At 65.2% G+C, this 26,818-nt stretch carries 25 protein-coding genes; 13 read left to right on the plus strand and 12 right to left on the minus strand.

Going from position 1 to position 26,818, the window contains the following annotated elements; translation table 11 throughout:
* Positions 1–12 precede the first annotated feature (12 nt).
* Positions 13–741, plus strand: coding sequence for a creatininase family protein (locus tag AC0WRY_RS15345; protein WP_246776474.1), 729 nt, complete (start codon positions 13–15; stop codon positions 739–741).
* A gap of 71 nt (positions 742–812) precedes the next feature.
* Here AC0WRY_RS15345 and AC0WRY_RS15350 read toward each other — a convergent pair whose 3' ends face one another.
* Positions 813–1,436, minus strand: a complete 624-nt coding sequence (locus tag AC0WRY_RS15350) for a TetR/AcrR family transcriptional regulator (RefSeq protein ID WP_194407789.1) — start codon at positions 1,434–1,436, stop codon at positions 813–815.
* 124 nt (positions 1,437–1,560) lie between these two features.
* On the opposite strand from AC0WRY_RS15350, the gene AC0WRY_RS15355 reads away from it, so the two are divergent.
* The gene (locus tag AC0WRY_RS15355) at positions 1,561–2,526 is read left to right on the plus strand and encodes an alpha/beta hydrolase fold domain-containing protein (protein ID WP_194407790.1); all 966 of its coding nucleotides are present in this window, start codon (positions 1,561–1,563) and stop codon (positions 2,524–2,526) included.
* Positions 2,527–2,650: 124 nt separating this feature from the next.
* On the opposite strand, the gene AC0WRY_RS15360 is transcribed toward AC0WRY_RS15355, so the two are convergent.
* Positions 2,651–2,890, minus strand: a complete 240-nt coding sequence (locus AC0WRY_RS15360; protein WP_194407791.1) for a hypothetical protein — start codon at positions 2,888–2,890, stop codon at positions 2,651–2,653.
* Between the two features lie 385 nt (positions 2,891–3,275).
* Between AC0WRY_RS15360 and AC0WRY_RS15365 the strand changes: the two genes are divergently transcribed.
* A complete protein-coding gene (locus tag AC0WRY_RS15365) occupies positions 3,276–4,247 on the plus strand; it encodes an SDR family NAD(P)-dependent oxidoreductase (protein WP_194407792.1) in 972 nt (323 codons plus the stop codon).
* Positions 4,248–4,495: 248 nt separating this feature from the next.
* The gene (locus tag AC0WRY_RS15370) at positions 4,496–5,611 is read left to right on the plus strand and encodes an alpha/beta hydrolase family protein (protein ID WP_194407793.1); all 1,116 of its coding nucleotides are present in this window, start codon (positions 4,496–4,498) and stop codon (positions 5,609–5,611) included.
* 65 nt (positions 5,612–5,676) lie between these two features.
* Here AC0WRY_RS15370 and AC0WRY_RS15375 read toward each other — a convergent pair whose 3' ends face one another.
* Positions 5,677–6,183: a MarR family winged helix-turn-helix transcriptional regulator gene (locus AC0WRY_RS15375; RefSeq protein WP_194407794.1), complete on the minus strand. Its 507-nt coding sequence runs from the start codon at positions 6,181–6,183 to the stop codon at positions 5,677–5,679.
* A 400-nt stretch (positions 6,184–6,583) separates the two neighbouring features.
* Between AC0WRY_RS15375 and AC0WRY_RS15380 the strand changes: the two genes are divergently transcribed.
* A complete protein-coding gene (locus AC0WRY_RS15380) occupies positions 6,584–8,140 on the plus strand; it encodes a porin (RefSeq protein WP_491123318.1) in 1,557 nt (518 codons plus the stop codon).
* Positions 8,141–8,403: 263 nt separating this feature from the next.
* On the opposite strand, the gene AC0WRY_RS15385 is transcribed toward AC0WRY_RS15380, so the two are convergent.
* The 3 genes from AC0WRY_RS15385 to AC0WRY_RS15395 form a co-directional block, all read right to left on the minus strand.
* Positions 8,404–8,874 carry a GcrA family cell cycle regulator gene (locus tag AC0WRY_RS15385; protein ID WP_194407796.1) on the minus strand — a complete coding sequence of 157 codons (471 nt, stop codon included), beginning with the start codon at positions 8,872–8,874 and terminating at the stop codon, positions 8,404–8,406.
* 72 nt (positions 8,875–8,946) lie between these two features.
* Entirely contained in the window at positions 8,947–9,144 is a 198-nt protein-coding gene (locus AC0WRY_RS15390; protein WP_007603456.1) for a hypothetical protein, read from the minus strand.
* 199 nt (positions 9,145–9,343) lie between these two features.
* A complete protein-coding gene (locus tag AC0WRY_RS15395; protein ID WP_491123319.1) occupies positions 9,344–10,285 on the minus strand; it encodes an acetamidase/formamidase family protein in 942 nt (313 codons plus the stop codon).
* A gap of 218 nt (positions 10,286–10,503) precedes the next feature.
* On the opposite strand from AC0WRY_RS15395, the gene AC0WRY_RS15400 reads away from it, so the two are divergent.
* Genes AC0WRY_RS15400 through AC0WRY_RS15415 form a run of 4 tightly spaced genes read left to right on the plus strand, consistent with a single transcriptional unit; the run spans position 10,504 to position 14,460 of the window.
* The gene (locus tag AC0WRY_RS15400) at positions 10,504–11,220 is read left to right on the plus strand and encodes a YdcF family protein (protein ID WP_246776475.1); all 717 of its coding nucleotides are present in this window, start codon (positions 10,504–10,506) and stop codon (positions 11,218–11,220) included.
* A 57-nt stretch (positions 11,221–11,277) separates the two neighbouring features.
* Complete coding sequence (locus AC0WRY_RS15405) at positions 11,278–12,060, plus strand: DUF169 domain-containing protein (RefSeq protein WP_194407798.1); 783 nt, start codon at positions 11,278–11,280, stop codon at positions 12,058–12,060.
* A gap of 9 nt (positions 12,061–12,069) precedes the next feature.
* Positions 12,070–13,248, plus strand: a complete 1,179-nt coding sequence (locus tag AC0WRY_RS15410; RefSeq protein ID WP_194407799.1) for a saccharopine dehydrogenase family protein — start codon at positions 12,070–12,072, stop codon at positions 13,246–13,248.
* Positions 13,249–13,278: 30 nt separating this feature from the next.
* Complete coding sequence (locus AC0WRY_RS15415; RefSeq protein ID WP_491123320.1) at positions 13,279–14,460, plus strand: saccharopine dehydrogenase family protein; 1,182 nt, start codon at positions 13,279–13,281, stop codon at positions 14,458–14,460.
* Positions 14,461–14,565: 105 nt separating this feature from the next.
* Here the strand turns inward: AC0WRY_RS15415 and AC0WRY_RS15420 are convergent, their stop codons facing one another.
* A complete protein-coding gene (locus tag AC0WRY_RS15420) occupies positions 14,566–15,762 on the minus strand; it encodes an FAD-dependent monooxygenase (RefSeq protein ID WP_194407801.1) in 1,197 nt (398 codons plus the stop codon).
* Between the two features lie 147 nt (positions 15,763–15,909).
* Between AC0WRY_RS15420 and AC0WRY_RS15425 the strand changes: the two genes are divergently transcribed.
* On the plus strand, positions 15,910–16,386 hold the full coding sequence (locus AC0WRY_RS15425) for a MarR family transcriptional regulator (protein WP_212068272.1): 477 nt from the start codon (positions 15,910–15,912) through the stop codon (positions 16,384–16,386).
* Here AC0WRY_RS15425 and AC0WRY_RS15430 read toward each other — a convergent pair.
* The 3 genes from AC0WRY_RS15430 to AC0WRY_RS15440 all read right to left on the minus strand — a co-directional run bounded on the left by AC0WRY_RS15430 (position 16,355) and on the right by AC0WRY_RS15440 (position 20,505).
* Positions 16,355–17,626 (minus strand): O-antigen ligase family protein, encoded by a 1,272-nt coding sequence (locus AC0WRY_RS15430; RefSeq protein ID WP_491123321.1) that lies wholly within the window; start codon positions 17,624–17,626, stop codon positions 16,355–16,357. The genes AC0WRY_RS15425 and AC0WRY_RS15430 overlap by 32 nt on opposite strands.
* Positions 17,627–17,706: 80 nt before the next feature.
* Complete coding sequence (locus AC0WRY_RS15435; protein WP_491123322.1) at positions 17,707–19,254, minus strand: undecaprenyl-phosphate glucose phosphotransferase; 1,548 nt, start codon at positions 19,252–19,254, stop codon at positions 17,707–17,709.
* Between the two features lie 117 nt (positions 19,255–19,371).
* The gene (locus tag AC0WRY_RS15440; protein ID WP_194407805.1) at positions 19,372–20,505 is read right to left on the minus strand and encodes a glycosyltransferase family 4 protein; all 1,134 of its coding nucleotides are present in this window, start codon (positions 20,503–20,505) and stop codon (positions 19,372–19,374) included.
* A 205-nt stretch (positions 20,506–20,710) separates the two neighbouring features.
* On the opposite strand from AC0WRY_RS15440, the gene AC0WRY_RS15445 reads away from it, so the two are divergent.
* Positions 20,711–22,999, plus strand: coding sequence for a GumC family protein (locus AC0WRY_RS15445; RefSeq protein WP_491123323.1), 2,289 nt, complete (start codon positions 20,711–20,713; stop codon positions 22,997–22,999).
* Positions 23,000–23,053: 54 nt separating this feature from the next.
* Here AC0WRY_RS15445 and AC0WRY_RS15450 read toward each other — a convergent pair whose 3' ends face one another.
* A complete protein-coding gene (locus tag AC0WRY_RS15450) occupies positions 23,054–24,235 on the minus strand; it encodes a GNAT family N-acetyltransferase (RefSeq protein ID WP_491123324.1) in 1,182 nt (393 codons plus the stop codon).
* A 130-nt stretch (positions 24,236–24,365) separates the two neighbouring features.
* On the opposite strand from AC0WRY_RS15450, the gene AC0WRY_RS15455 reads away from it, so the two are divergent.
* Positions 24,366–25,415 carry a polysaccharide deacetylase family protein gene (locus tag AC0WRY_RS15455; RefSeq protein WP_194407808.1) on the plus strand — a complete coding sequence of 350 codons (1,050 nt, stop codon included), beginning with the start codon at positions 24,366–24,368 and terminating at the stop codon, positions 25,413–25,415.
* On the opposite strand, the gene AC0WRY_RS15460 is transcribed toward AC0WRY_RS15455, so the two are convergent.
* Positions 25,399–25,620, minus strand: a complete 222-nt coding sequence (locus AC0WRY_RS15460; protein ID WP_063194821.1) for a DUF2842 domain-containing protein — start codon at positions 25,618–25,620, stop codon at positions 25,399–25,401. The genes AC0WRY_RS15455 and AC0WRY_RS15460 overlap by 17 nt on opposite strands.
* A 111-nt stretch (positions 25,621–25,731) precedes the next feature.
* Between AC0WRY_RS15460 and AC0WRY_RS15465 the strand changes: the two genes are divergently transcribed.
* Positions 25,732–26,814: a COX15/CtaA family protein gene (locus AC0WRY_RS15465; RefSeq protein WP_194407809.1), complete on the plus strand. Its 1,083-nt coding sequence runs from the start codon at positions 25,732–25,734 to the stop codon at positions 26,812–26,814.
* Positions 26,815–26,818 lie beyond the last annotated feature (4 nt).

Below are 26,818 nucleotides of genomic sequence, written 5' to 3' on the forward strand. Positions count from 1 at the left end.
CGGGACGCGATTGTGCTTCTGCCCGTCGCATCAACGGAACAACATGGTCCGCACTTGCCGACCGGCGTCGACGACATGCTGGTGACGAACGTGTGCCGACGGGTGGCTGGCTTGTTGACTTCAGAACTGCCCGTCGTGGTCACACCGACGGTATGGTGTGGCTTGGCTGACCACCATGTCCCGTTCGGAGGGACGTTTTCGCTGACGCTTCAGACATATTATCTGCTCTTGAGGGACCTGTGCCGCTCCGTGTTGGAGGCCGGCTTTCGCAAGATCGTTCTTGTCAACGGACATGCCGGAAACATCGCGGCCTTGGCTGCGATCACGACAGATCTGACGCGTGAGCTGAATGCGCCGATCGCGACAGCGACCTATTTCATGGCGGCCCGGGAGGCGATCTCGAGTATTCTGGAGGATCAGCCCGGTCTCATGCACGCATGCGAAGCTGAAACGTCCATGATGATGGCCGCATGTCCCGAGTTGGTCGATGCCGATCGTCTCGGGGAAGCGCAGGGGCCGGCCTTTGACGTTGTTGCGTCGCTGGTGCCGACGCTGAAGCGGTTTGTGTCGTTCGAGCAGGTGACTTCGACTGGCGTTGCAGGGGACGCCAGACGCAGCTCGCGGGACAAGGGGGAGGCGTTGCTGGCCGCATGCGCGTGCGCGCTGGCCGACGGGCTGAGGCGCGGGGAGCCTTGGGAAAAGCCGGCGTTCCCTTCCACGCCGAAAGCCGGAGAGGCGTGATGGCCCCGACAGCGAACACGACTAGGCCTCGCAGTCCAGCAAGCGCGTCCAGGTTTCGGGCATCGTTCCACCTACCTCAAATATCCCACCACTAGCCGCGTCGTCTCGTCCACCAGCACCTTCACCATCTTCTCCGACAGCATCTCGGCTCCGTGCAGCACCGTGTTGTGCGCGACCGACTCGATCGCGCTGACGCAGATGAAGGTCGCTACATCCAAATCGACCTTGCGCATCTCCTTGCGGCGGCTTTCGAGATAGCTGCGCACGAGGGTTTGGACCTCGCGGTTGAAGGCTTCGACGTCTTTGAGCTGGCCGGTGCGGGGAATCTGCTCGGCGAGCACGCGGTGCAGTTTCGGGTTGATGCGGTGGGCTTCGATCGCGACGGTGACGAGTTTTCGCACGGCTTTCTCGATCGGGAGGTCGGCGACTTCCACGAGGGCGGCGCGGACGATGCCCATGATCTCCTCGTTGTGATGCTCGATCACAGCGGCGACGAGGGCTTCCTTGCTTGGAAAGTACTGGTAGAGCGAGCCGACGCTGACGCCGGCGATCTCCGCGATGCGGTTGGTGCTCGCCTTCTCGAAACCGTCGCGGACCAGAATGCGAGCGGTCGCCTCGACCAGCGCGTCGACGGTGGCGCGTGAGCGCGCCTGTGAGGCGTTTTTGCGCGGATTTGTCGGTGGCGTGCGGGCCATGGCATTGCGATCCGAATGCGAGTAGGAAAAGCGAGCGAATGCTCGCATTATATCTGCCTATGGCGGCCTTCTCGCAACCATCTTCGTCGCCATATGGATGCGAAAGCCAGGCGGAGAACGGACCATGAGCGTCGCAAGACTTGTGTCGTCCCTGCAGTTTTGTCCTGCGATGTGCGCGCCGCGCAACCACGATCCCACGCCGAGCCTGCAGAGCCGTCTGTTCAACGCGGTGCTGCGGCAGCTCCCCTACAAGCAGCAGCTCGCCTCCGCCGAAGCGGTGCAGGCGCATGTGCAGAAGCTTGCCTTGCAGCCGGCCTCGTTCGAGCCGACCGGGCTTGGCCGCGGCGTCGAAGCGATCCTGACCAGGATGGGCGGCTGGCCGGTCTATTACACCGCGCCGGCGTCGGGCCATGAGGGCTGCAACTTCGTCATGTTCCTGCATGGCGGCGGCTACATCAACGAGATCGTGCCGGCGCATTGGCGCTTTGTCGGCGAGATGACGCGCAAGGCGAACGTCGTCTGCGTCGTGCCGATCTATCCGCTGGCGCCGCGCGCCACCGCGAAGGACCTTGTCCCAAGGACTTCCGAGCTGCTGCGGATGCTGCTGGAGGATGCCGGGTCCGCAAAGGTGACGGTGGTCGGCAATTCCGCCGGCGCGGGCCTTGCGCTCGCCGCCTGCCAATGGCTGCGCGATCGCGGGCACCGACAGCCGGCGCGCTTGATGCTGATCTCGCCGGCGGCCGACGCCTCGGTCAGCCGTCCCGAGCAGATCGAGATCGCCGCGCGCGATCCGGTCCAGGACATTCCCGGCATCGTCGAGGCTGCCAGGCTATATGCCGGCGAGCTCGATGTCGGCCACCCCTTCGTCAGTCCGCTCAACGGCGCGTTCCGCTTCCTCGCGCCCATGACGATCTTCTCAGGCACGCGTGATCTGCTCTATCCCGACAGCGTCGATCTGGCGGAGCGGGCGAGGGCGGTGGGCGTGCCGGTGGATCTGCATCTGCTCCGCGACCAGCCGCACAATTATGCGCTGATGCCGACGCCGGAGGGCCGGCGCGCGCGGGCGATGATTTTGCGGGCGGTGGCGTGAGAGGCGTGTGACCGTTGTCACAGGGATGCGCCGTCGTGTCGACTGGCGCGGGGCCCATTGGAGGCGGCCTCCGGGGCGTTTCCTCGTCGTCTTCTATCTTCGCGTCAGTAGTTTTGCGGGATCTTCAGGCGTGGCCCTTGATCTCGTAGTGACCCGGCACGCATTTGAAGCGCTCGAGGCGCCAATTGGCGTGATAGATCGGATGCTCGCCCATCCATTTCGCAAGGGGTGCCTGTGCGCCGACCGCGCACTGCATCATCGAAATCTCGGGCGTCATGTTGCTGTCGGTCACGATTTCCTCGACGCAACTGCCTGAGCTAGCTGCGCTAAGCCGGCAGAGCACGGCTACGACGGTCACGAACATTCCTGTCACCTCATCGGTAGTTCTGGACCACGAAGAGGATGCAAGCGGAGTGCCAGAGCCTGTGACACGCAAACAACACGCTGGCCTGGCCGACTCGACCCAGCGTCCGGTGTCCATTTGATGATTCGGATTGTAAAAAATTTGCCTATAAACCGAAGCCGGACAAATACGGGAACCGGATGGTTATGTCCGATTGCGGGGGTGTGGCTCGGAGGGGCAGCGGCGCGACGAAACGTCGGAATAGTCCATCCGCCGAAATAAGCGATGTCGGCCACCGCGGGCGCCTGCTTTTACCTGCCGGTGCAGCGCTGCTACATTTTGCGCGCGCGTCGGCGAACGGCGCGGCGACGAAGAAACATACCGACAAGGGAGGGACTCCAGTCCCATGAAGGATTTTGCTGGAAAGATCGCGGTCATCACCGGCGGCGGCACGGGTATGGGGCGCGAGCTCGCGCGGCAGCTGGTGGCCGAGGGCTGCAACGTCGCGATGTGCGACGTCTCGGAAGCGGCCATGGCCGAGACCAAGCGGCTGTGCGAGACCGAGAAGCTGCCGCAAGGCTTGCGCGTCACCACGCATGTCGCCGACGTTTCGATCGAGGATCATCTGAAACGGTTTCGCGACGAGCTCGCCGAGCAGCAGAAGACCGATCGCGTCAATCTGTTGTTCAACAATGCCGGCATCGGCGGCGGCGGCAGCCTGTTCACCAACACGCGCGAGCAGTGGGAACGCACCTTCAACATCTGCTGGGGCGGCGTCTATCTCGGCGTGCGCACCTTCCTGCCGATGCTGGTCGCGGCGGACGAGGCCCACATCGTCAACACCGCGAGCGTCAACGGCTTCTGGGCCTCGATCGGCATGAACCAGGCGCACACTGCCTACAGCTCGGCGAAGTTCGCGGTGAAGGGATTCACCGAAGCCCTGATCAACGACCTCCGCCTGCACGCGCCGCACGTCAAATGCTCGGTGGTGATGCCCGGCCATATCGGCACCTCGATCGTCTCCAATTCGCGCAAGGTGCAGAGCGCCGACGGCTCGGAGCGACTCAATGCCGACGAGGTCGCGCTGACCCGCAAGCGCATGGTCGCGGCGGGCGTGCCGGATGCCGACAGGATGTCGGACGAGGACATTCAGGCGGCGTTCGCCGAGCGCGCCCGCAGCTTCCTGGAGGATGCGCCGACGACGGCCGCGCAAGCGGCCAAGATCATTCTCGACGGGGTCAAGGCGGAGCGCTGGCGCATCCTCGTCGGCGAGGACGCCAGGCGATTGGACGAACGCGTGCGCGCCACGCCCGAGCAGGCCTATGACCGCGCCTTCTACGAAAGCTTTACGCAGGAGGTCGGCTGGAAGCTCGGTTGAGACCGCCGGCGGGCGCGCCGATATAGGTATGATAGTCATCATGACAAGGGGTGTGCGCGTGATATTGCGTGCCACCTCTTGCCAATCCCCGGCTCTCCATGTCGGATCGGAATGTCATGCATGCGTCACGGATCGTCGCTCAAGCGAAGGTGATCTCGAACGCTTGTAATGCCGCGCGCGGCGTCTTGGTCGGACACCTGAAATGGTTTAGTCAATCAGGGGTAACGCGATGATAGAGCGCAGCTCCGATGATACCCGCATGCCTCTCCGACGACTGGATCCTCTGCCCGGAGCGAGAGGACATCTCCGCTGAATTCACGCGGCTGCTCACCGCGGCCCAGGAGGGCGGCGCCACGATCGCCGAATGCCTGATGATCGCGCGGCAGCTGAAGCGCGGCGACGATCGCTCCTGGCATCGCGAATGGAAGCGGCTGGCGCAAGCCAACCGGCAGCGCGCCGAGGCCGCCTTCGCGGAAGGCCATATGGCGAGCGCACAGCGCAACTGGCTGCGCGCCATGAACTATTATGGTGCAGCGGCCATGCCGCTCGAGCAGGACGACGAGCGCCGCTGGGTCGCGGTGCTGGCGATGCAGGAATGCGCACGCCGCTACCTTTCGGCGCGCAGTCCGGCCGGCGAGGTCGTGACCATCCCCTGGCTCGACGGACATGCGCTGCAGGGCTACTTCCTCCCGGCACCGTCGGGCAGCGTGCGAGCGCCGACCGTGATCTGCATCGGCGAGCCCGGCCACCGCAAGGAAGAGTTCTTGTTCAAGCTCGCGCCGCATGCGCGCGAGCGTGGCTTCTCGCTGCTGGCGCTGGATCTGTTCGGCGAGCAGCGCGACGATTTCATCGATGCGCTGTTGCGGCGCCGCGATCTCGAGAGCGCGATTCCTTCCGTCATGGACTATCTGGAGACGCGCGGCGAGGTCGATTTCGCGCGCGTCGGGATCATTGCCGATGGCTGGGGCTCTTCCTTCGTGGCGCGGGCGGTGTTGCAGGAGCCGCGGCTTGCCGCCGCCGTCTGCGACGGCGGCCTGTGGGACCTGCACGAGCGCGCCTTCTTCGCCAGCCGATTCGCGCTGAGCGACGTCGGCATCGTGCCGGTGCCGCATGCGCCGCTGATGGCCTCCAGCGCCGACTGTCCGGTGCTGATCACGCTCGGCGAGGACGGCTGGCTCAAGGCCGACCGAGCCCGTCAGATCGTCCAGAGCTCCCGGCTCGGCAGCTCGGATGTCATGTTGAAGGTCTTCACGGCCGCCGAGACCGGCGCGGCGCAGGCCCACGCGGACAATCCGAGCCTTGCCAACGAATATATCTTCGACTGGCTCGAATCGCGGCTCGGCGCCGCCGCCCGCCGGATCTGAACCCGGCTTTATCGCTTGGGCATGATCTTGTCGGAAAACCGCGGCACACTTTTCCGCAATGTGCCCTAGAAGTCGAGCGAGATCCGGACGCAGGCCTTCTCGAGGCGAGTCTTCAGCGTCGCGAGCTTGGTAGTGAATTCCGCCAGTTCGTCCTCGTCGAACTCCTGGAAGACGAATTCGCGAATCGTCTTGTACTGCTCGTTGAGGCTCGCGATGTGCTTCTGCGTCTTGTCGGTCAGCGACAACCGCACCACGCGGGCGTCGGTCGGCGAGGGGCGACGGCGCAACAGGGCCTTCTTCTCCAGCAGCTTGGACTGCGTGGTGATGAAGGACGGATCCACGTGGAGCAGCTTGGAGACGACGTTGACCGGGATGCCCTCGTCCTTGTCGAGGTCGGAGATGGCCATCAGGATCAGCCATTGCGGGCCGCTGATGCCGAGCGTCTTCGCCCACAACTGACGCAATTCCTCCAGATGCATGTTGATCGACGATATCTCCCAGGTGAAGCGCCTGATGATATCCAGATTGCCGACCGAGCGCATACGCGCTCCTTCTTTCCTCGTCGCGGACACAGCGTCACTCCAGTGAACGATGGTTCAGGCCGGTGTTCGTGGAGGGCCATAGTCCACGCAAGCCTGCTCTGACGCAAGTGCAGAGCAGGGTAATTTCGTCACTAAAATTACAAAGATGATCAGCTCAGCATTAGCCCGTTGACTTCCGGTGTTGCGCGCGGAGCACAGGTCGGGCGAAACCATAAAGCTGATCTAATAAACTATTTTGATTAGCGAACGACGCGCTGCATATTGTTCCCCGACGGTGGGGGGTACTCGATCGTCCCGTTGCAGGTGGTTCGCTCACGTTCCTCGCGTCGCGATGCGGGGGTGTCCGAAAGCGGCCGAGCGGATTTGAGAGGCGGGGATCTGGGGGGCCTCACGGTCCGTCTCCGCAAAATGAGCAACTTGGAGGTTTTAAATGAAAGTGGTGAAGAGCCTTTTGCTCGGCACTGCGGCGGGTCTGATCGCCGTCGGTGGAGCCCAGGCGGCCGATCTTCCCGTCAAGGCCAAGGCGGTCGAGTATGTCAAGATCTGCTCGCTTTACGGTGCGGGCTACTACTACATCCCGGGCACCGATACCTGCATCAAGCTCGGCGGCTATGTGCGTGCCGAAGTGGCGCTGAACGCGGGCGGCAATTACAGCGCCCAGTACAACGGCGTGTTCGCGGCCAACAACCGCCTGACCAATTACTACTCGATGCGTGCTCGTGAAGACCTCAACATCGACACGCGCACCGCGACCGAGTACGGCGTCGTCCGCACCTATTTCGACGCGGTTTTCACCTGGACGACCGGCAGTTACGGCGGCACGGGGTCGGCCACGGGCGCGACCCAGTACAGCGGCACGATCGGCCTCAACGCGGCCGGCACCGGCCTCACCGGTTCGAGCGGCGGCGCCATCAACGGCACCGACGGCAACACCTCGGGCGGCGCGCTCGGCGTGTACTACGCCTTCATCCAGTTCGCCGGCTTCACCATGGGTAAGGCGGTGTCGCAGTTCGACGCGCCCTGGATCAACTATCCCGGCAACAACTTCGACCAGCTCGTCGGCGGCAGCGGCACCACCAACGGCGTGGCGCAGTTCACCTACACGGCCGATTTCGGCCAGGGCATCACGGCGGCGTTCTCGGCGCAGGACCAGACGCAGGTCTACCAGACCAGCCTCTGGAACACCGCGGGCATGTCGACCACCGGCGTGCTCGGCGGTGCGTACGGCTCGAACGACATCGGCGGCAGCCGCTCGCCCGATCTCGTCGCGATGGTTCGCGTCGATCAGGCCTGGGGCATCTTCCAGGCGTCGGTCGCAGCCCACGACAACCATGTCGCCTATTACGGCGCCAACGAAGCCACCGGTCATCCCGAAGACAAATGGGGCTGGGCCGTTCAGCTCGCATGGGGCATCAAGAACATCCCGACCGGCGCCGGCGACGTGATCAACATCTCGGGCGTCTACACCGAGGGCGCGAGCCGCTACAACTTCCAGGAGCTGGCCGCGACCAGCTACTCGATGTTCGGCAGCTCGAACGCCGCCTATCAGAGCATCGGCTTCGCCGGCGTGTCTGACGCGGTGTTCGCCCCGGGCGGCCAGCTCGAGCTGACCAAGACCTACGGCTTCCGGGGTGCCTTCACCCACAACTGGAGCCCGTACTGGAATACGGCGCTCTACGGCGCGTGGGCCGCGGTCAACTACAACGGCACCGCGAAGGGCCTGATCTGCGGCAGCGCCGCGTTCGCCACCCTGACCGGCACCTGCAACCCGGACTTCAACATCGGCCAGGTCGGTGTCATCACCCGCTGGACGCCGGTGAAGAACCTGACCTTCTCGGCTGACTTCACCTACAGCCACCTCGATCAGAAGTACTCGGGCGCGATCACGACCGCCGCGCTGACGGGCGTCGCCAAGCCGGCAGCGACCTACGAGCTGAAGGACCAGGACACCTACAGCCTGCTGCTGCGCGCCCAGCGCAACTGGTAAGCTTCTAGGTTCTTCGATCCGACACAGCCCCGGCGGACAACCGCCGGGGCTTTTTCTTTGCAGGCGCTCGCACGCCTCATCGCCGTGCGGCGGACGAAGACGAGCCATGCGATTCAAGCGTCCCAGATTAATTTACTTACATGAGTTACTAAGCTATATAGCTGAAAGCCAGATACGAAAGTTGCGGCTCTTAGCTTCACGCTAAGCCTCCAGAAGCCTCCGGCGATGCCCCGCCGGAGGTTTTTTATGTCCGCAAGTGGAGTTCAGCCCCGCATCACGCGAACGCGGGCGGTTGGCCGGTAGGCGAGGCGGCTGTGGCCGGCGCAATAGGGCTGACCGTCGGGCGCGGAATTGCCGCAGAAGCAGAAGTCCTCGGCGCCGGGCGTCGAGATCGGCCAGCGGCAGCGGTTCTCCGAGAGCTCCAGCAGCGAGCAGCGATTGGCCTCGTCGATCGGGCCTGTCACCACGCGGGCGTCGGTGTCGCCATAGATCGTGGCGAGCATCTCGAATTGCAGCCGCGGGACCGCCTTCGCGCGCGCCGGGCCTCTGTCCTGAATCTTGCGCTCATCGCCGGTGCGGCCACGCGTCAGGTTGAGGCGGGACAGCTTGCCGATCACGGCGTTGCGGCTGACGCCGATGTCGGCGGCGATCTCGCGGCAGGAAAGGCCGGCCTCGAAGTGCCGCTTCAGGAGCTCAATTCGTTCGTCGGTCCAGGTCGGTGAGAGAACAGGCATTTGTCAACGGTCCCAGGTTGCAGCTGTCGGCCATCCGCCTCGAGATCCGTCCGCCTCACGTTCGGCGCGCGCTCACGTCCTGCCATTGTCGCGGATCGACAAAAGCCCGTCCTTGATGGCGAGACGGATGCCTTCCTCGATCAAGGTACGTGCGACGCCGGGAACGCTGGTGCCGTGGGTGCCCTGTCTCACCAGCTTCTCCAAATAGGTGATGGTCGAGAGCGCCAAGGTTACGGGAATACGGTCAGTCTCGGCTTTTTCGGTGGCCATGGCCCGAACGCTAGCCTCTTACTCGGGTACATAAAAGTAACGATTAAGACTCTATTTAGGTTCAGGGCCGGAAGTCAAATGCAGGCTGCGCTTGACGCTCAGCATGTTAGAATCGCACGGGAAATCAGACACGACTCAGCGCACCGCGCGGGGATATGGGCGGCGGCGTGGGGTCAGCAGGTCGGGAAGGGCGGTCCGCTCAGCCGTGCACGATGGCCTTTTCGATCATGCAATGGATGCCTTTGGAGCCGTTGACGGTCTGGGTCACCCTGAGATCGGCGGCCAGGCTGCACAGCGTGTAGGCGTCCTCGCGCGACAGGTTTCGCGTCTCGCCGAGCAGCGCGATCATGTCGCGCAGCGCGCGCACCACGCATTGGTCGAGGTCGGGATCCATCGCGATGGTCATGTAGTGGGTCGCCGTCTCGGCGCGGGGATAGTCGAACTTGAGGTCCTTGCGCAGCGTCAGGCGGAAGCGGCCCTGCAGCGCGGTCTCGATCGCAGTGACGCAGACCTCGCCGTCGCCCTGCACGCCGTGGCCGTCGCCGCAGGAGAACATCGCGCCCGGCACGAACACCGGCAGATAGAGCGTCGCGCCCGCGCCCAGCTCCTTGTTGTCGAAATTGCCGCCCATCGCGCGCGGGACCAGCGAGGAGATGCGGCCCCAGGCTGGCGGCGGCGATACGCCCATCACGCCGAAGAACGGCTTGAGCGGCAGGTCGAGGCCCCACGGCATGCGGCCGGTCATCCGTGTCCGGTCGAGCGGGATGTTCAGGATGCGCGTCTCGTGGAAATCGTCGGGCAGGGTCCCGGATAGCGGCTTGATCATGTTCCAGCCCCAATCCTGCCGGAGCTGAACGTCGAGGATCTCGACCGCGAGCACGTCCCCGGGCTCGGCGCCCTCGACCGCGATCGGGCCGGTGAGGATGTGGCCGGGCAGCATGCGCTCGTTCCTGGCGTGAACCTCGTGCATCTCCGGCGGAATGTGAAACTTGTCGCGGTCGGGCAGCATGTCCGGCCCGCCGCTGATGGTGTCGACCGTCACCTCATCACCGCTGGCGATGGTGAGGACGGGCTTCAGCGCGGCTTCGAAGAAGCCCCAATGGCAGGTTTCGGGGCTGGAATGCAGGTGGTGATGGGTCATTTGCCGCGTCCGGTCGCTTTCATCAGGCCGGGCTTGACCCGGCGATCGATCATCTTTCAAGAAGCTGTCTGAAGATCGCCGGGCAGGTCAAGCCCCGCGCAGACTGGCAAGATCATCCCCGCGAGGCTCCCCTGTATTTCGTTCTGTCCAAGACCCTTGGCGCTGCGCTGCTGCCGATCAATCTTCTGGTTGAGCTCGGTATCGTCTCGCTGGTGCTGATGGCGACGCGCTTTGCCGCGCTCGGCCGCAAGCTTGCCGTGACCACGCTGGTGCTGCTGGCGCTGGCGGCGTTCTCGCCGCTCGGCAATCTGCTGATCTATCCGCTCGAAACGCGCTTTCCGGCGTGGGACGCCGCGCGCGGCGCGCCCGACGGCATCATCGTGCTCGGCGGTTCGGTCGACACCGATCTGTCGGCGGCGCATCGCACGCCCGTCGTCGCGCACGCCGCCGATCGCCTGTTTGCGCCGGCCGAGCTCGCGCGCCGCTATCCGAATGCGCGCATCGTGTTCACCGGGGGCAGCGCCAACATCGTCTCCAACGACGCCCGGGAAGCCGACTACTCCGCGCCGATCCTGGAAAGTCTGGGCATCCCGAAGGAGCGTCTGATCTTCGAGCGCAATTCGCGCAACACGTGGGAGAACGCGATCTTCACCAAAGAGCTGGTGACGCCGAAGCCGGGCGAGCGCTGGCTTCTGGTGACCTCGGCCTTCCACATGCCGCGCTCGATGGGAATCTTCCGCCAGGCCGGATTTGAGGTCGAGGCCTATCCGGTCGACTGGCGGATGGGCGGACGTGACGATCTCCTGTCCTTCACCAACATGGGCATGGATGGCCTCGGCCGAACCGAAGTTGCGGTGCGCGAGTGGATCGGCCTCGTGGTTTACCGCCTGATGGGCCGGACCGGCGAGTTGCTTCCCCGACCCGGCAAGGACTAGAACGAGAGCCGCAAAACAAGAATACGCGGCGCACGATCGCTGCGTCCGGAGGAAGTCATGCAACAGCACAGCGCAGACAGCATCGATCTTGCCGGCCTCGTTGCCGATCTCAACAGCCTGCTGCGGCTGAAGACGAATGTGATCGGCATGAAGCTGTTCGCGCGTACCGCGGATATGGAAGCGATCCCGAAGATCCGGCGGCCGAATGCGATCCACACCACCGATCAGATCGTCAGCATGGCCTCGCGGCTCGGCTGGACCGTCGGCATTACCGCGGATGACCTCGTCGGCGCGCAGTGCCGCGCGGTGATCGGGCTGAGCCCCCAGGACGACAAATGGCTCGCCGGTGAAAACTATGTCGGGGTCTGGCACGGCACGGCGGAGGACGCGCGCAAGCGCCAGGAGGCGCTGGACGTGGTTCCATTCGGACAGTATCAGGCGCTCGCCGTCAGTCCGCTCGCGAGCGGCCGGCTCGATCCGCCCGATATCTGCCTCGTCTATGCGACGCCCGGGCAGATGATCATCCTGATCAACGGGCTGCAATATACCGGCTACAAGAAGTTCGAATGGGGCGTGGTCGGCGAGACCGCTTGCGCGGATTCGTGGGGGCGGGCGCTCAAGACCGGGGAGCCCAGCCTGTCCTTGCCATGCTATGCCGAACGGCGCTATGGCGGCGTGCCGGACGAGGAGATGCTGATGGCCTTGAAGCCCGTGCATCTCGCCAAGGCAATCGAGGGCATGAAGGCACTGGCCAAGAACGGCCTGCGCTATCCGATTCCGCCCTATGGCATTCAAAGCGACGTTCGTGCCGGCATGGGCGTGAGTTACGCGAAAAAGTAAGGGACGAGCATGAGCTCTGCGAAATTCGACATCGTCGTCTATGGCGCGACCGGTTTCACCGGCCAGCTCGTCGCCGAATATCTGACGAGGCAATACAAGACCGACAATTCGCTCAAATGGGCGATGGCAGGCCGCAGCCTCGGCAAGCTGAAATCGGTACGCGATGCGATCGGCGCGCCCGGGAATACGGCGCTGATCGTTGCGGATGCGTCGGACGCGGCCTCGCTGAGGGCGATGGCGGAGCAGACGATGTCGGTGATCACGACGGTCGGTCCGTACCAGCTCTATGGCGAGGAATTGCTCGCGGCCTGCGTCGCCACCGGCACGGATTATCTGGATCTCTGCGGCGAGCCGGTCTGGATGCGGCAGATGATCGACAAGTACGAGGCGGCTGCAAAAGAGAGCGGCGCGCGCATCGTGTTCTCGTGCGGCTATGATTCCGTGCCGTTCGAGCTCGGGACGTTCTTCGTGCAGGAGGAGGCCAAGCGCGTGTTCGGTGCGCCGGCTCCTCGCGTGAAGGGACGCGTGCGCGACATGCGCGGCACATTGTCGGGCGGCACCGCGGCGAGTGCGAAAGCGACGTTCGACGCGGTCGCCAAGGATCTCAGCCTCGTCGCCATTCTCAACGATCATTTTGCGTTGACGCCGGGGTTCAGCGGCCCGAAGCAGCCAAAGGGCAACAAGGCGGCCTTCGAGGAGGACCTGAATTCCTGGGCCGCGCCGTTCATGATGGCGCTGATCAACACGCGCAACGTCCATCGCTCCAACATGCTGATGGGTTTCCCCTATGGCCAGGACTTCGTCTACGACGAGATGGTCTTGACCGGCCCCGGCGAGAAGGGCGAGGCCAACGCCAAGCGCGTGATGGCGGCCAACGCCGAGAAGACCGGTCCGAACGCGCCGAAGCCGGGCGAGGGGCCGTCGAAGGAGGAACGCGAGAAGGGGCTCTTCAATCTGCTCTATGTCGCGATCGCGCCCGATGGCCGCACGGTCCGCGCCGGTGTCACCGGCGACCGCGATCCCGGCTACGGCTCGACCTCGAAGATGATCTCCGAATGCGCGATGTGCCTGCTGCGCGACGCGACGGATGTTCCGGCCGGCTTCTGGACACCAGGCGCGGCGATGCAGCACAAGCTGATCAAGCGGCTGCAGGACAATGCGGGGCTGACGTTCAGGGTGGAAGCTTAGGAGTCCACGGTGCTGCAGGAGGCGTGATCCGTGCCCGCGACGTTCGACATCGTCCTCTATGGCGCAACCGGATATACCGGCCAGCTCGTCGCCGAATATCTCGCCGCGCACTATGTCGGCGACGGCGCGCCGACATGGGCGATGGCGGGGCGCAGCAAGGATAAGCTCGCCTCCGTTCGCGACGCGATCGGCGCGCCTCAGGCCACGCCGCTCATCGTCGCGGACGCAGCCGATCCCGCGTCGCTGCGGGCGATGGTCGATCAGGCGAAGCTGGTCATCACCACCGTCGGCCCGTACCAGATCTATGGCTCTGATCTGGTTGCGGCCTGCGCCGCATCGGGCACGGACTATATGGATCTGTGCGGCGAGCCGATCTGGCTGAAGCAGATGATCGACAGGCACGAGGCGGCCGCCAAGGCGAGCGGCGCGCGCATCATGTTCTCCTGCGGTTTCGATTCCGTGCCGTTCGAGCTCGGTGCGTTCTTCGTGCAGGAGGAGGCAAGGCGCGTGTTCGGTGCGCCGGCTCCGCGCGTCAAGGGACGCGTCCGCGACCTCAGCTGGAAGTTCTCCGGCGGCACCTCGGCAAGCGCAAGGGTCACTTTCGAAGCGGTGGCGCGGGACCTCAGCCTGGTGCCGATCCTCAAGGACCCCTTCGCATTCACGCCCGGCTTCGAGGGGCCCAAACAGCCGCGCGGCAACAAGCCTGTCTTCGAGGAGGATTTGCAATCCTGGTCCGCCCCGTTCGCGATGGCGATCCTCAATACGCGCAACGTCCATCGCTCCAACATGCTGATGGGATTTCCGTATGGCAGGGAGTTCGTCTACGACGAGATGGTGCTGACCGGTGCAGGCGATGAGGGGCAGGCCAACGCGAAGCTCGTCATGGCCGCCAACAGCGAAAAGACCGGCCCTGAAGCGCTCAAGCCGGGCGACGGACCGTCGAAGGAAGAGCGCGACAATGGTCGTTACGACCTGCTCTATGTCGCGACCGCGCCCGATGGTCGTCAGGTCCGCGCGGCGGTGAAGGGCGATCTCGATCCGGGCTATGCGTCAACGGCGAAGATCATCTCCGAATGCGCCATCTGCCTGCTACGAGACACGCCGGATGTTCCGGCCGGTCTCTGGACGCCGGGCGCAGCGATGCAGCACAGACTGATCAAACGGCTGGTCGATCACGCCGGCTTGAGGTTCGAGGTGGAAGCCCAGGCGTAGCTTCCCTAGGGTGGGCAAAGCGAAGCGTGCCCACGTCTTCTGTCGAATGCCTGGAAACATGGTGGGCACGGCACATTGCGCCTTTGCCCACCCGGCAGCTCGCCGCTACACCGCCCGAGCGTCATATGCGTACATGAAGTCCATGCCCTTGGCGCCGAGCGGCAATAGCCACTTCATCATCTGATTGCGAACCCACGCGCCGCCGGCGCTGAATTCGCGCTTGCTGTTGCCGTTGCGGCGGGCGATGGCGACGATCTTCTCGGTGCGCGGGCGACGCTCGGCCTCGAAGGCCTGGAACGTGGCGCCGAGCTCCTGGCCCTCCTGCATCAGGCGCGCGAGCCGCATCGCATCCTCGAGCGCCAGCGAGGCGCCCTGGCCGGCATGGGGGCTCGTCGCGTGCGCGGCGTCCCCGATCAGCAGCGAACGCTTGCGCGACCAGGCCGGCAGGGTCGCGACGTCGAGCGTGTCGGTGACCACGATATTCTCGGCGGCCTCGATGATGCCAGGGATCGGATCGTGCCAGCCGCGGTGGAAGCCGCGCAGATGCTGCTTCAGTGTCGCGTGGTCGAGCGCGCGAAACATCGCCGCGTCCATGCCGTGCGCAGGCTGCGTGCTCCACCACATCACGCCGTCGTTCGGATCCGGGCTGCAATAGCCGTATCCGAAGAAACCGCTCTGGCCGAACGTGGTCTCGACGTGCCGGCTGATCGACCTGCCGTCGAGGACGGCGTGCGGCGCGAAGCCGCCGAAGCCGATCAGTCCGGTATCGAAAGGCTGCGGTCCGTCCGGCACCACCTGACGGCGCGTCACGGAGTGGACGCCGTCGGCACCGATCAGGAAATCGCCCTCGGCGGTGGTGCCGTCGGCGAAATAGGCAATGACAGGCTGGTCGCCGCGGTCCTCGACCTTGATCAGCCGCTTCTCGAAATAGAGCGAGACGCAGGCGCACCAGGCCTTGTCGATCAGCATCTCGTTCAGCGTGGCACGGCAGACATTGACGGCCGGCTGGCCGAAGCGCCGTGCCATGTCGCGGTTGATCGAGCCGAGCTTGGCGCCTCCTTGCGAATAGAAGTCGAAGGCCTCCGCGACCGAGCCGCGGCTGATCAGCTCGTTTGCAAGGCCGATCTCGTCCATCACATGCATGCCGTTCGGCGCGATCTGAAGGCCGCCGCCGATGCCCTTCGAATAGGGCCAGGCCTCGTAGATCGCGGATTCGATGCCGGCGCGGCGCAGCAGGATCGCGGCCACGGGGCCGGCGATGCCGGCGCCGATGATCAGGGCCTTGCGGGGACGAGTGGACATAGCTTGCTCCCGACGTTTCCGTGGTGCTAGGAGAAATTGCGGTCGCTAAATATCTTAGTGACTAAGATATATATCGAGTAAGAGAAGAGGTCGGCCTTGTCAAGGACGAAGGCGCGCGCGGTGTTGCTCGGGGAATTGGAGGAGGCGATGCGCAGGTCATCCGCGCAGGGCGTGCTCTATGGTCAGACCGTTGCGAACGTTGCCGGAATTGCCAATTCCGACCTCGAATGCATGGACATCCTCTATCTCGAGGGCCGCGTCACAGCAGGCAGGCTCGCCGAGGTCACGGGCCTCACGACGGGCGCCATCACCGGCGTGGTCGACCGGCTCGAGACGGCGGGGCTGGTGCGCCGCGAGCGGGACGAGGCCGACCGCCGCAAGGTCTTCATCGCCGTCGTGCCCGAGGCGATCGACAAGCTCAGCCAGTTCTACGTGCCGATGCAGCAGGCCATGGAGAAGGTCTGCAACGGCTATTCCGACGAGGAGCTGCGTCTGCTGCTGCGCTTCGCCAATGAGGGCTACAAGGGCGTGCTCGCGGCAACCGAAGCGCTGAAGAGCCTGCTCGACACGCCGCCGGAAAAGCGTCCGGCCCTCAAGCTGAAGACGCGTCCTCGTCAGTCCTGAGGTTGTCAGCCCTGACCTTGTAGATCTGCGCGGCGGCGATCATGCCCCACATCGCGCCCAGCATCATCCAGAAGTGCCGCCAGTGGTCGGTGTCGATCACGAGGCTTTCGCCGACGGTGCCGACGAAGGCGGAGAACACGGCCAGATAAGCGCGCTGCCAGGGGACGGGAACGAAGACGTGCTTGAAGCCCATGATCACGGTGGTGAAGACGAGCGCCGGATAGCACACGCCGGACAGCCAGCCGCCGGACATGAAGGCATTGAGGTAGGAGTTGTGGGTGTCCTCGGGAAAGAAGCGGTGGAATTGCAGCGGGCCGATGCCGAACGGCATGTCGAGCGCCATCTCCGCACCCAGGATGTGGCGGCCGAACCGGCCGAAGCGGCCTTCGTCGTAGCTCTGGTCGAAACTCGCGCGCTGCTTGAACATCTCGGCGGTGGAATCGAACGATAGCAGTACCGCGATCAGCGCCAGCCCCAGCACGGCGGCCACGATCGCCATGATGACGATGCGCGAGCGCTGCGCGTTGGTGCGGCCGGTCAGCACCATCAACGCCAGCATGAAGGCGGAGGTCAGCACGAGGCCGCCCCAGGCGGCACGCGAGAACGCGAGCAGGATCGCGAGCGACATGATGGCGAAGGCGAAGACGTTGCGGAAGGCCTTTCCGAGCTTGTCCGAAACCACGCTCTGGAGCGAGAACAGCGCGGGCAGGATCAGGAAGGCGCCGAGCACGTTCGGGTCCTTGAACGTGCCGCGCGCGCGTCCGTAGAGCGTGAGGAGGTCGTTGCCGCCGGGTACCAGGTGGAAATAGCCGGCGACCGCCAGGACCGAAGCGACCATCGCGCCGACCACGAGCCCGCGGCGGAGCATGTCGAGCCGGGCCAGCGTATCCTCGGACATCACCATGGCGAAGAACACCACTGTCACCGCCATGTACCAGGAGGTCGCGATCCAGCTCACCACCTCGGATTGCTCGAACAGCGGAATCGCGCTGATCGTGTAGCCGACATTGAGCAGGACCAGCAGCGCGAGCAGCGGCATCAACGCGAGCCGCAAGCGAAGGCCGGTGGCGAAGAACGTGACCGCCGCGAGCAGCGTCATGATCTCGTAGGGGCTCGGCTCGATGAAGACGACCGCGCCGGAGGCGCCGACCAGCCACACCAGCGCGCGCTGCAGCGCCAGCACGCCGGGCGCGGCACGGACCGCTGCATTCATCTCCCCGGCTGTCGCCGCATACGCCATCACACGCTCATACGCTTACGCAACTCGCACGCCACAACTTCCGCCGTCATCGCCCAGCTTGACCGGGTCATGACGGAAACTCAATACGCGTTCTCGTTCTTGGTCAGCAGCGAGATCGGCGTCTTCAGGAGAATGTAGAGGTCGAACAGCACCGACCAGTTCTCGATGTAATAGAGGTCGAACTCGACGCGCTTCTGGATCTTCTCTTCGTTGTCGATCTCGCCGCGCCAGCCGTTGATCTGGGCCCAGCCGGTGATGCCGGGCTTGACCCGGTGGCGGGCGAAATAGCCGTCGACGGCCTCGTCGAACAGCCGGCTCTGCAGCTTGCCCTGCACCGCATGCGGGCGCGGGCCGACCAGGGAGAGATTGCCGGAGAAGACCACGTTGAAGAGCTGCGGCAGCTCGTCGAGGCTGGTCTTGCGGATGAAGCGGCCGACGGGGGTGACGCGCGGATCGTTCTTGGTCACGACCTTCGACGCCGTCGGATCGGCCTGATGATGATACATCGAACGGAACTTGTAGACGTCGATGCGCTCGTTGTTGAAGCCGAAGCGCTTCTGGCGGAACAGCACTGGTCCGGGGCTGGTCAACTTGACCGCCAGCGCCACCAATCCCATCACCGGAAGCGCTGCGAGCAGCGCGAGGCTGCCGACGACGCGGTCGAACAGCCATTTCATCACCAAATCCCAGTCGGTGATCGGCGCCTCGAACACGTCGAGTGTCGGCACCTCGCCGAGATAGGAATAGGAGCGGGGCCGGAAGCGCAGCTTGTTGGTGTGCGCGGAGAGGCGGATGTCGACCGGTAGCACCCAGAGCTTCTTCAGCATCTCGAGGATGCGCGTCTCCGCCGAGATCGGCAGCGCGAACAGTACGAGATCGACGCGGGTGCGGCGGGCGAATTCGACGATGTCGTCGACCTTGCCGAGCTTGCGCGCGCCGGCGCAGGTGTCGAGCGCCCGGCTGTCGTTGCGGTCGTCGAACACGCCGAGCACGTGGATGTCGGAATCCTCCTGCGCCTTCAGCGCCTCGACCAGCTGCTCGCCGTTGCTGTCGGAGCCGACGATGATGGTGCGGCGGTCGAGCCGGCCCTGGCGCGCCCAGCCGCGCACCAGCGAGCGCAGCACCAGGCGCTCGGCGATCAGTGTGGTGAGCCCGAGGGCGTAGAAGCCGGCCAGCCAAAGCCGCGAGATTTCGCTGCCGTATTTGGCGAAAAAGGAGATGCCGATGAACAGCAGGAAGACGAACGACCAGGACGAGATCATCCGAGTCATCTGCCGGAGCTGCCCGCGGAACAACTGCACCTGATAGATGTCGGCGGCCTGGAAGCAGATCACGGCGGCGACCGCCACCGCGATGATCTCCGCGGGATAGAGCCAGTTGAAGCCGGCGTGGGGCATCACATAGCCGGCATAGAGCGCGATGCCGACGAGGCTCAGCAGCGTGAAGTCGGCGAGGCGCACGAAGCCAGCGATCACGATCGGCGAATAGGCGCGGGCGACCTTCTGGTTGACGACTTCGAGCGCTGCGGGCGTCAGCCGGCGACGGCGCTCGACGAAGGGTTGGTCAGCGGGCTTCGCCGCAGCGCTGGTCGCGGCGTCGAGCATCGAGCGTGCGTTGAGCGGTTCCACGGGCGTCCACGTCCATTCCAAAGCCCGCGGCACGGCCTTGAGCGCCCGGGCGAGCATCCCCTGGAGCTTCGATTATCGAACAAATCGGAAGATTCTCTAAAGCGGGCTTAAGGATGGTTAATGATTGGCAAATGCGTCGCGATAGCCGGCGATCACGCCGTCGACCATCGCGGCCTGCGAGAAATGCGCGGAGATGCGTTCGCGCAAGGAGATCGCGCGCTGGGCGGTGACTTGCGGATCGTCGAGCGCGGCGGCGATCGCTTCCGCCATGGCCTCGGAATTGCTCGGCGCGAACAGCGCCGGGCTTTCGTCCCCGAAGATCTCGGGAATGCCGCCGATGCGCGACGCGATCATGGGAATGCCGGCCGCGCCGGCCTCGATCACGACATAGGGCATGGAATCGCCGCGCGAGGGAACGACGAGCAGCCGCCCCTTGGAGAAGCCGTAGCGCGCCTTGACGTGGCCGATGAAGCGGATCGCGCCTGACAGGGCGAGCTTTTCGACCTGTGCCTTCAGTGCCGCCGTTTCCTCGCCGTCGCCGCCGAGCGTCAGCGTGACCTTCTTGCCGCCCTCGTGCAGGCGCGCCACGGCATCGACCAGGAGATCCGCGCCCTTGATGTGCCTGAACTCGCCGACATAGCAGATGTCGGTGGCATCGTCGGCGGTCACGACAGGCTCGAATTCCTCGGGCGTGACGCCGTTGAAGACGCAATGCACCACGCCCTTGGGCGTGCCGACGATGCGTTGATAGGTGTCGCGGGCGAACGCGCTCTCGAACAGGAACAGGTCGGTCGAATCCATCAGCGTTCGCTCGAGCCGCGCGTAGAACTCGCCCTTGAAGGTGTTGAGCGGGTAGTGCAGCGAGCCGCCATGCGGCGTGTAGATGCGGATGGTGTCGTCGGAGCGCCGCCGCATCCGGATGAAGGCGCCGGCCTTGGCGCCATGGCCGTGCATGACGTCGGGCTTGAGCTTCGCGATCAGCCGCCGCATGCGAAGCCACACCAGCACGTCGTCCGGCGAGGGTTCGCGGCGAATCGCGAGCCGGTGCACGCCGAGCTTCAGGCGCGGCGCGAGCTCGGCAAGCGCCTTGTCGGCGCGCTCGCCGCCGGTGAGGCTGTCGGCGAGGATGCCGACATGATGGCCGCGGTCGACCTGGCCGTTGGCGACGTCGAGGATGTGGCGGAAGATGCCGCCGACCGGAGCACGCACGGCGTGCAGGATACGAAGCGGCCGGTCAGGAGAGGGGGGCATGAATCAAAACCAGCGCTCGACGGCGATTGCCGAACAATTCCTCGGAAATATCGAGACGGATTAAGAGCCCTCGTGGTTAACAAACGGTGACGGGCATGCGCGCGAGGTGCGCCGGATGCCCGCGATTAACCCAGCGGCAACCTTAATGGAGTGTAATCGCCGGCGTTGAGGTAGCTTGGTGGCGTTGCCCCTGCGGGAGTGTTCGATGCGTTTAGCGTTTTGGCGTGCCGGCAAGGACAAGGCGGTGGTGGCGCGGGTCGTTGCAAAGCCCAAAGCCGAAGTTGCGCCCAAAGCCGAAGTCGAGGTCGAGCCCAAGATCGAGCCCAAGATTGAAGCGAGGCCTGCGCCTGTTGTCACCAAGCAGCCGCAAACCGAATCCGGCGATATCGATCTGCACGCGCTCGGCGCGGCATTGGCGCGCAAGCGCGGCTGGATCGTCGTGCCGACGGTGCTGGCGCTCGTCGGCTCCATTGCAATCGTCAATCTCGTCACGCCGCGCTACAAGTCCGAATCGCGCATCCTGATCGATGGCCGCGAGAACGTGTTCCTGCGCCCGAGCAGCGATCGCGCCGAGGAGCGCCAGGCGCTCGACGCCGAAGCCGTCACCAGCCAGGTGCAGCTCGTGCTGTCGCGCGATCTCGCGCGCGAGATCATCAAGAAGAACAAGCTCGCCGAACGTCCCGAATTCGATCCGGTGCTGCAGGGCGTCTCGCCGCTGAAGTCGCTGGCCGCGATGATCGGGATCGGCCGCGACCCGTTCTCGATGACGCCGGAAGAGCGCGTGCTCGATGCCTATTACGATCGCTTGCAGGCCTATGCCGTCGACAAGTCGCGCGTCATCGTGGTCGAATTCCAGTCCGCCGATCCCGACCTTGCGGCCCGCGTCGCCAATTCGATCGCCGACGGCTATCTCGTGCTGCAGCAGGGCGTTCGCCAGGAGCAGGCCAAGAACGCCAGCCAGTGGCTGGCCGGCGAGATCGAGAGCTTGCGCAAGAAGGTCTCCGAGGCCGAGGCCAGGGTCGAGGACTTCCGCTCCAAGTCGAGCCTGTTCGTCGGCACCAACAACACCACGCTCTCGAACCAGCAGATGGGCGAGGTCAACACCCAGCTTAACAATGCGCGCTCGATGAAGGCGGATGCGGAATCAAAGGCGCGGCTGATCAAGGAGATGCTCCAGAGCGGCAAGCCGATCGAGGCATCCGAGGTCGTGAACTCCGAATTGATGCGGCGGCTGTCGGAGCAAAGGGTGACGCTGCGCGCGCAGCTCGCCGAACAATCGTCGACGCTGCTCGGCAATCACCCGCGGATCAAGGAGCTGAAGGCGCAGCTCGGCGACCTCGATAACCAGATTCGCGACGAGGCGGCCAAGATCTCGCGCTCGCTGGAAAGCGACGCGCGGATCGCCAGCGGCCGGGTCGACGGCTTGATCACCAGCCTCGAGCAGCTCAAGAAGCAGGCGACCTCGACCAACGGCCAGGACGTCCAGCTCCGCGCGCTCGAGCGCGAGGCCAAGGCGCAGCGCGATCTGCTCGAGACTTATCTCGCCAAATACCGCGAGGCCAACACCCGCGAGACCATCGACACGGCGCCAACCGACGGCCGCATCATCTCGCGCGCCATCGTCTCCAACACGCCGGCCTATCCGAAGAAGCTGCCGATCGTGCTGATCGCAACGATCGCGACGCTGCTGCTGTCGTCCGGCGTCGTCGTCACCGGCGAGCTGTTGCGCCAGACCGCGCCGCGCGCGGTGGCCGCGTTCAGCCCGGTGCAAGCGCCGGCGGCGATTCGCCGGGAAGCGATCGTCCAGCCCGAGGCAGAGCCGTTCACCGATCCCGTCATGGCAGAGCCCGCGCCGCTGCAGCCTGAGATGGTTGATGATGCAGAATCCACCGAATTCACCGAGATCGAGCAATTGGCTGACAGATTGGGCGCCGCCGGCGCTGCCGCGAAGAAGGTCACCGTGCTCGGCACTGCCTCGGGCGAAGCCATCACGCTGTCGACGCTGACGCTTGCACGGCATCTGGCGCGCGAGGCGCGTGTCGTCGTGGTCGATCTCGCCGCGTCCTCGCCGACGATCGCCGCGGTGTCCGTCGACGCTTCGGCACCTGGACTTGCCGAGCTGATGCAGGGCGAAGCCTCGTTCGCGCAAGTCATCACCCGGGACAAGCTGTCGCGGCTGCATCTGGTCATGGCCGGCCGTCCCGGCTTCGACCGCAGCCTGCTGCAATCGCCGCGGGTGACGCTCGCGATCGACGCACTGCTGCGCGCCTACGATCACGTGTTGATCGATGCCGGCAGTGCCTCAGACCTTCCGGCCGAGCTGCTGACGGCGCATGCCCGCGCCGTCGTGGTGCCCGATGCTGCGATGGCGCCGGATGCGCGCACGCTGATGTGCGAGCAGCTGCGAGCGGTCGGCTTCAGCGAGGTGACGATGCTGAGCAAGCCGGTGCAGCCGTCGAATGCGGCAGAAGCGCCGCGCGTGGTGGCGGCGTGATCCCTCTTGCCCTCTCCCCTTGTGGGAGAGGATGGCATCTCGCGAGAGGATAGATTACCCGAACGCCTGCCGCACGCGCCGGGCCAGATCGAACAGCATCTGGTTCTGCTTGACCAGCCGCTTGCCGTGGCTCAGCGATGACATCGCCATCGCGGCGAGCTTGCCGCGCGACGTCAGGGGCACAAAGCTGTCGAAGATCTCTTCGTCGTCCTTGCAGAACATCCGCTTGTAATCGTCCGAGCCGATGCCGAGATCGAGCGAGCGGTAGCCGCGCTCGCCGTAGCGATCGATGATGTAGCGCATCAGGATCAGGCCGGGGCTGTAGCGGGCGTGCTCGGACATCGTGTAGGTGTTGAACATCATCGAGAAGCGCTGGCCGTCGGCGACCCCGGCGTAGATCGCGATGACCTCCTCGTCGCACTCGAGCGCGTGGATGTCGATGACGCGGCCTTCGCCGCGCGGCGCCAGGCAGGCGCTGCGGATGAACTGTTCGACGCCGGGCTCGGCAAAAACGTTCGGGAGCTTCTGCTCCGCCATCCGCGCCGGCTTGACGCGGAAGAACCAGTCGAGCAGGCGGGTGATGTCGGCGTCGGTGGTGGCGAGGTGATAGCGATAGCCGGCGAGGGTCTGGAGCTTCTTTTCCTTGCTCTTGAGACGGCGGCGAAGGGAATTGCTGATCCGCGAGGCCGGCGGTCCGCCCGGCTCCATCACCAGCTGCGGACAGCCGTTGATCGCGCTCTGTCGCGGCCACAGCGCAAACGGGTTCTGCTGGTCGTGCCAGCGCAGCGGCTGCTGCGTCAGCGCGAGCACGTCGACATGTTCGCGCAGCGGGGCCAGCAGCGCCTCGAGATCGGCGATGGCGGTCTGCGCGGCGCACGCGGCGTCCCACAGACCCATGTTGAAGGTCGTGTGCTTGCCGCCCATGAAGCAGGCCGTGCGCACACCGTGGCTTTGGCGCAGCGAGAGCGGCAGCAGCAGCAGCGGCTTGTGATCGGCGTCGCGGGCGATCACGACGAAGGGGCGGGCGCCTTCGCGCGCGCCGACCAGGCGCTGCCAGGGGCTCAGCAGATCAAACCGCTGATAGGGCGTGAAGAGGTGGCCGGGCTCCTCGAGGCTGCGCCAGGCCGCTTCAGTGGCGTCGAGATCGGCGACGATGTCGACCTGCGCGATACGGCTCGCTTTCGACCGCGCTGGCGCTTCTGCCGTCCGGCTTTGCATCGCCGCAGCCATGGTCATTCGCGAAACCTGTCGAGAAATCAGAAATATGCGTAATTCGGCCTGTGGCCGACCTTTGCAAAGAAATGTCAACAAAGGGTAAGGACAATGGGAGCGGGAACGGGCGCCCGCGGGCGCGAGGATGGGGATATTGGCTTCCGACGACAGATGGCTGGAACGGCTGCGCCTCGAGCTGGCCTGGTTCACCGGCCGGGCCGCGCTGGGCAGCCGCGGTGCGGGCGCCATCCTGCGCCTCGAACGGGTGCGGCCGCGGCGGCACGGCGGGTTTCAGCCGCTGCGCGCGCACGAGATCACGCCGCAATTCCTCGACCGCGCCATTCACGCGCTGAAGCGCTGGGGCTACGATTTCATCGGCATGGATGAAGTCTGCCGGCGCGCGGTGACATTGCCGGAGCAGCGGCGTTTCGTGGCGCTCACCTTCGACGGTGCGCATAAGGATCTCGTCGACTTCGCCTGTCCGGTGCTGGCGCATCACGCGGTGCCCTTCACGATCTACGTGCCCACCGCGTTTCCCGACGGCGTCGGACAGGCCTGGTGGCTCGGGCTCGAACAGGTGATCGCGCGCGAGAGCCGCATCAGCCTGATGATGGGCGAGAAGGAGCAGCGCTTCAACGTGGCTGATCGCGCCGAAAAGCAGGCGCTGTTTTCGCATCTGGAGAGCTGGTTGCGCTCGCTGTCGCCGGCGGATCTGTCGGCGGCGATCGCCGATCTCTGCACGCGCTACCGGGTCGACCTCGCCGCGCTCTCGCGCGAAGCGGCGATGGACTGGGAGGATCTGGCGAAGCTCGCTGCCGATCCGCTCGTTACGATCGGCAGCGCGACCGTGAACTACCCCGTCCTCGCCAACATGAAGGACGCTGCCGCGCTGCGCGAGATGAATATGGGCAAGGCGGTGGCGGAAGCCGCCTTCCGCCGCGATGTCGGGCATTTCGCCTTTCCGTTCGGCGATCGCACCTCGTTCCGGCGCAGCCATGTCATCATGGCGGAAGAGGCCGGCTTTGCCAGCGCGGTGTCGACCATCCCGGGCATCGTGGATGCGGAGGGGCGGACCAATCTGCGCGCGCTGCCGCGGATCTCCTTGGACGGTCGTGTACGCTCGCTGCGCATGCTGCGCGTGCTGGTGTCGGGCGTCGCCTTTGCGCCGGTGAAGCCGACCGGCAGCGCTAGCGACCGGACTTGACGCGATCCGGCCGCTGCATCCAGCTCACGATCGGCATTGCCGGCAGCACCCAGCCCATGCCCACGACCACGTAGTAGATCGCCTGCCGCCAGCCGGACTCGGCAATCCACGGCATCTGTGCCGCGGCCATGCCGAGCAGGGCCCAGACCGTGGCCAGCACCAGGAGCAGGATGGCGCCGAGGAACTTGCGGGTGCGGATATTCATGGCGAACGTGGGCGGCTTTCGCGTAACTTGCGCTGCGGGAGCGGGGGACTATAAGGGGCACGCAGTCCGGTTCAAGCCTCTTAAGTTCAAGCCCTGGTTTTAGCCCCTGAAATGACGACGAATTCCGTTCCGACCAACCCGCATCGCGCCGTGCGCTGGTGGCTGATCTCGGTCGCCGCGTTGATTGCGTTGATGGTGCTGGTCGGCGGCGCGACCCGGCTGACGGAATCCGGCCTGTCGATCGTCGAATGGAAGCCGGTCACGGGCAGCGTGCCGCCGCTGTCGGAGGCGCAGTGGACCGAGGCGTTCGAGGCCTACAAGAAGATCCCGCAATATCGCGAGCTCAATGCCGGCATGAGCCTGTCGGAGTTCAAGGAGATCTTCTGGTGGGAATGGAGCCACCGTTTGCTCGGCCGCTTCATCGGCGTCGCCTATCTCCTGCCGTTCCTGTTCTTCCTCTGGCGAGGCGGTCTCTCCGGTGAGTTGAAGCGCCGGCTCTGGTTGCTGTTCGCGCTTGGCGGCCTGCAGGGCGCAGTGGGCTGGTGGATGGTCGCCTCGGGCCTGACGGAACGGGTCGAGGTGTCGCAATATCGGCTGGCGACGCATCTCTTGCTCGCGCTCCTGATCTTCGCCGGCATCGTCTGGACCGTGCGGCGGCTCAAGGAACGGCCGCAGATCGCAGCCCCGGTTCGGCTGCGCTTCACGAGCGCGCTGCTTCTGGTCGTGACGCTGGTGCAGATCTATTTCGGCGCGCTGGTCGCAGGCCTGCGCGCCGGCCGCGCCTACAACACCTGGCCGCAGATCGACGGCGCATTCATTCCCTCGGCCGAGCGGCTGTGGTTCGAGACGCCGTGGTGGCGCAACATGTTCGACAATGTCCTGACGGTGCAGTTCGAGCACCGCATGACGGCCTATGCACTGTTCGTGCTGGCGCTGCTGCACGCGATCGACGCGGTGCGCTCGCGCGCAGGCGCGGCCGCGGGCGGGGCGCTGTGGCTGTTCGCTGCGGTGAGCGTGCAGGCGGTGCTCGGCATCCTCACGCTGCTCAATCAGGTGCCGATCGATCTCGCGCTGTCGCACCAGGCGGTCGCGATCGCCGTGCTGACGCTTGCTGTGATGCAGGTGGAACGGCTTGCGTCGCGGCAGTCCGCGCAGGCGCAGCCGCGCGCGGTTCCGGTTAGCCAGGCCGGCTGATCAG

Source organism: Bradyrhizobium sp. T-12 (assembly GCF_058314695.1).

Excerpts from the sequence above, each read along its gene's own strand:
- AC0WRY_RS15405 (WP_194407798.1), top strand. The coding sequence starts at position 11,278 with ATGCAACAGCACAGCGCAGACAGCATCGATCTTGCCGGCCTCGTTGCC.
- AC0WRY_RS15430 (WP_491123321.1), bottom strand. The coding sequence starts at position 17,626 with ATGGCGTATGCGGCGACAGCCGGGGAGATGAATGCAGCGGTCCGTGCC.
- AC0WRY_RS15465 (WP_194407809.1), top strand. The coding sequence starts at position 25,732 with ATGACGACGAATTCCGTTCCGACCAACCCGCATCGCGCCGTGCGCTGG.
- AC0WRY_RS15350 (WP_194407789.1), bottom strand. The coding sequence starts at position 1,436 with ATGGCCCGCACGCCACCGACAAATCCGCGCAAAAACGCCTCACAGGCG.
- AC0WRY_RS15370 (WP_194407793.1), top strand. The coding sequence starts at position 4,496 with ATGATACCCGCATGCCTCTCCGACGACTGGATCCTCTGCCCGGAGCGA.
- AC0WRY_RS15400 (WP_246776475.1), top strand. The coding sequence starts at position 10,504 with ATGGCGACGCGCTTTGCCGCGCTCGGCCGCAAGCTTGCCGTGACCACG.
- AC0WRY_RS15445 (WP_491123323.1), top strand. The coding sequence starts at position 20,711 with ATGCGTTTAGCGTTTTGGCGTGCCGGCAAGGACAAGGCGGTGGTGGCG.
- AC0WRY_RS15385 (WP_194407796.1), bottom strand. The coding sequence starts at position 8,874 with ATGCCTGTTCTCTCACCGACCTGGACCGACGAACGAATTGAGCTCCTG.
- AC0WRY_RS15425 (WP_212068272.1), top strand. The coding sequence starts at position 15,910 with ATGCGCAGGTCATCCGCGCAGGGCGTGCTCTATGGTCAGACCGTTGCG.
- AC0WRY_RS15380 (WP_491123318.1), top strand. The coding sequence starts at position 6,584 with ATGAAAGTGGTGAAGAGCCTTTTGCTCGGCACTGCGGCGGGTCTGATC.
- AC0WRY_RS15360 (WP_194407791.1), bottom strand. The coding sequence starts at position 2,890 with ATGTTCGTGACCGTCGTAGCCGTGCTCTGCCGGCTTAGCGCAGCTAGC.
- AC0WRY_RS15450 (WP_491123324.1), bottom strand. The coding sequence starts at position 24,235 with ATGACCATGGCTGCGGCGATGCAAAGCCGGACGGCAGAAGCGCCAGCG.
- AC0WRY_RS15390 (WP_007603456.1), bottom strand. The coding sequence starts at position 9,144 with ATGGCCACCGAAAAAGCCGAGACTGACCGTATTCCCGTAACCTTGGCG.
- AC0WRY_RS15365 (WP_194407792.1), top strand. The coding sequence starts at position 3,276 with ATGAAGGATTTTGCTGGAAAGATCGCGGTCATCACCGGCGGCGGCACG.
- AC0WRY_RS15440 (WP_194407805.1), bottom strand. The coding sequence starts at position 20,505 with ATGCCCCCCTCTCCTGACCGGCCGCTTCGTATCCTGCACGCCGTGCGT.
- AC0WRY_RS15395 (WP_491123319.1), bottom strand. The coding sequence starts at position 10,285 with ATGACCCATCACCACCTGCATTCCAGCCCCGAAACCTGCCATTGGGGC.
- AC0WRY_RS15410 (WP_194407799.1), top strand. The coding sequence starts at position 12,070 with ATGAGCTCTGCGAAATTCGACATCGTCGTCTATGGCGCGACCGGTTTC.
- AC0WRY_RS15420 (WP_194407801.1), bottom strand. The coding sequence starts at position 15,762 with ATGTCCACTCGTCCCCGCAAGGCCCTGATCATCGGCGCCGGCATCGCC.
- AC0WRY_RS15460 (WP_063194821.1), bottom strand. The coding sequence starts at position 25,620 with ATGAATATCCGCACCCGCAAGTTCCTCGGCGCCATCCTGCTCCTGGTG.
- AC0WRY_RS15355 (WP_194407790.1), top strand. The coding sequence starts at position 1,561 with ATGAGCGTCGCAAGACTTGTGTCGTCCCTGCAGTTTTGTCCTGCGATG.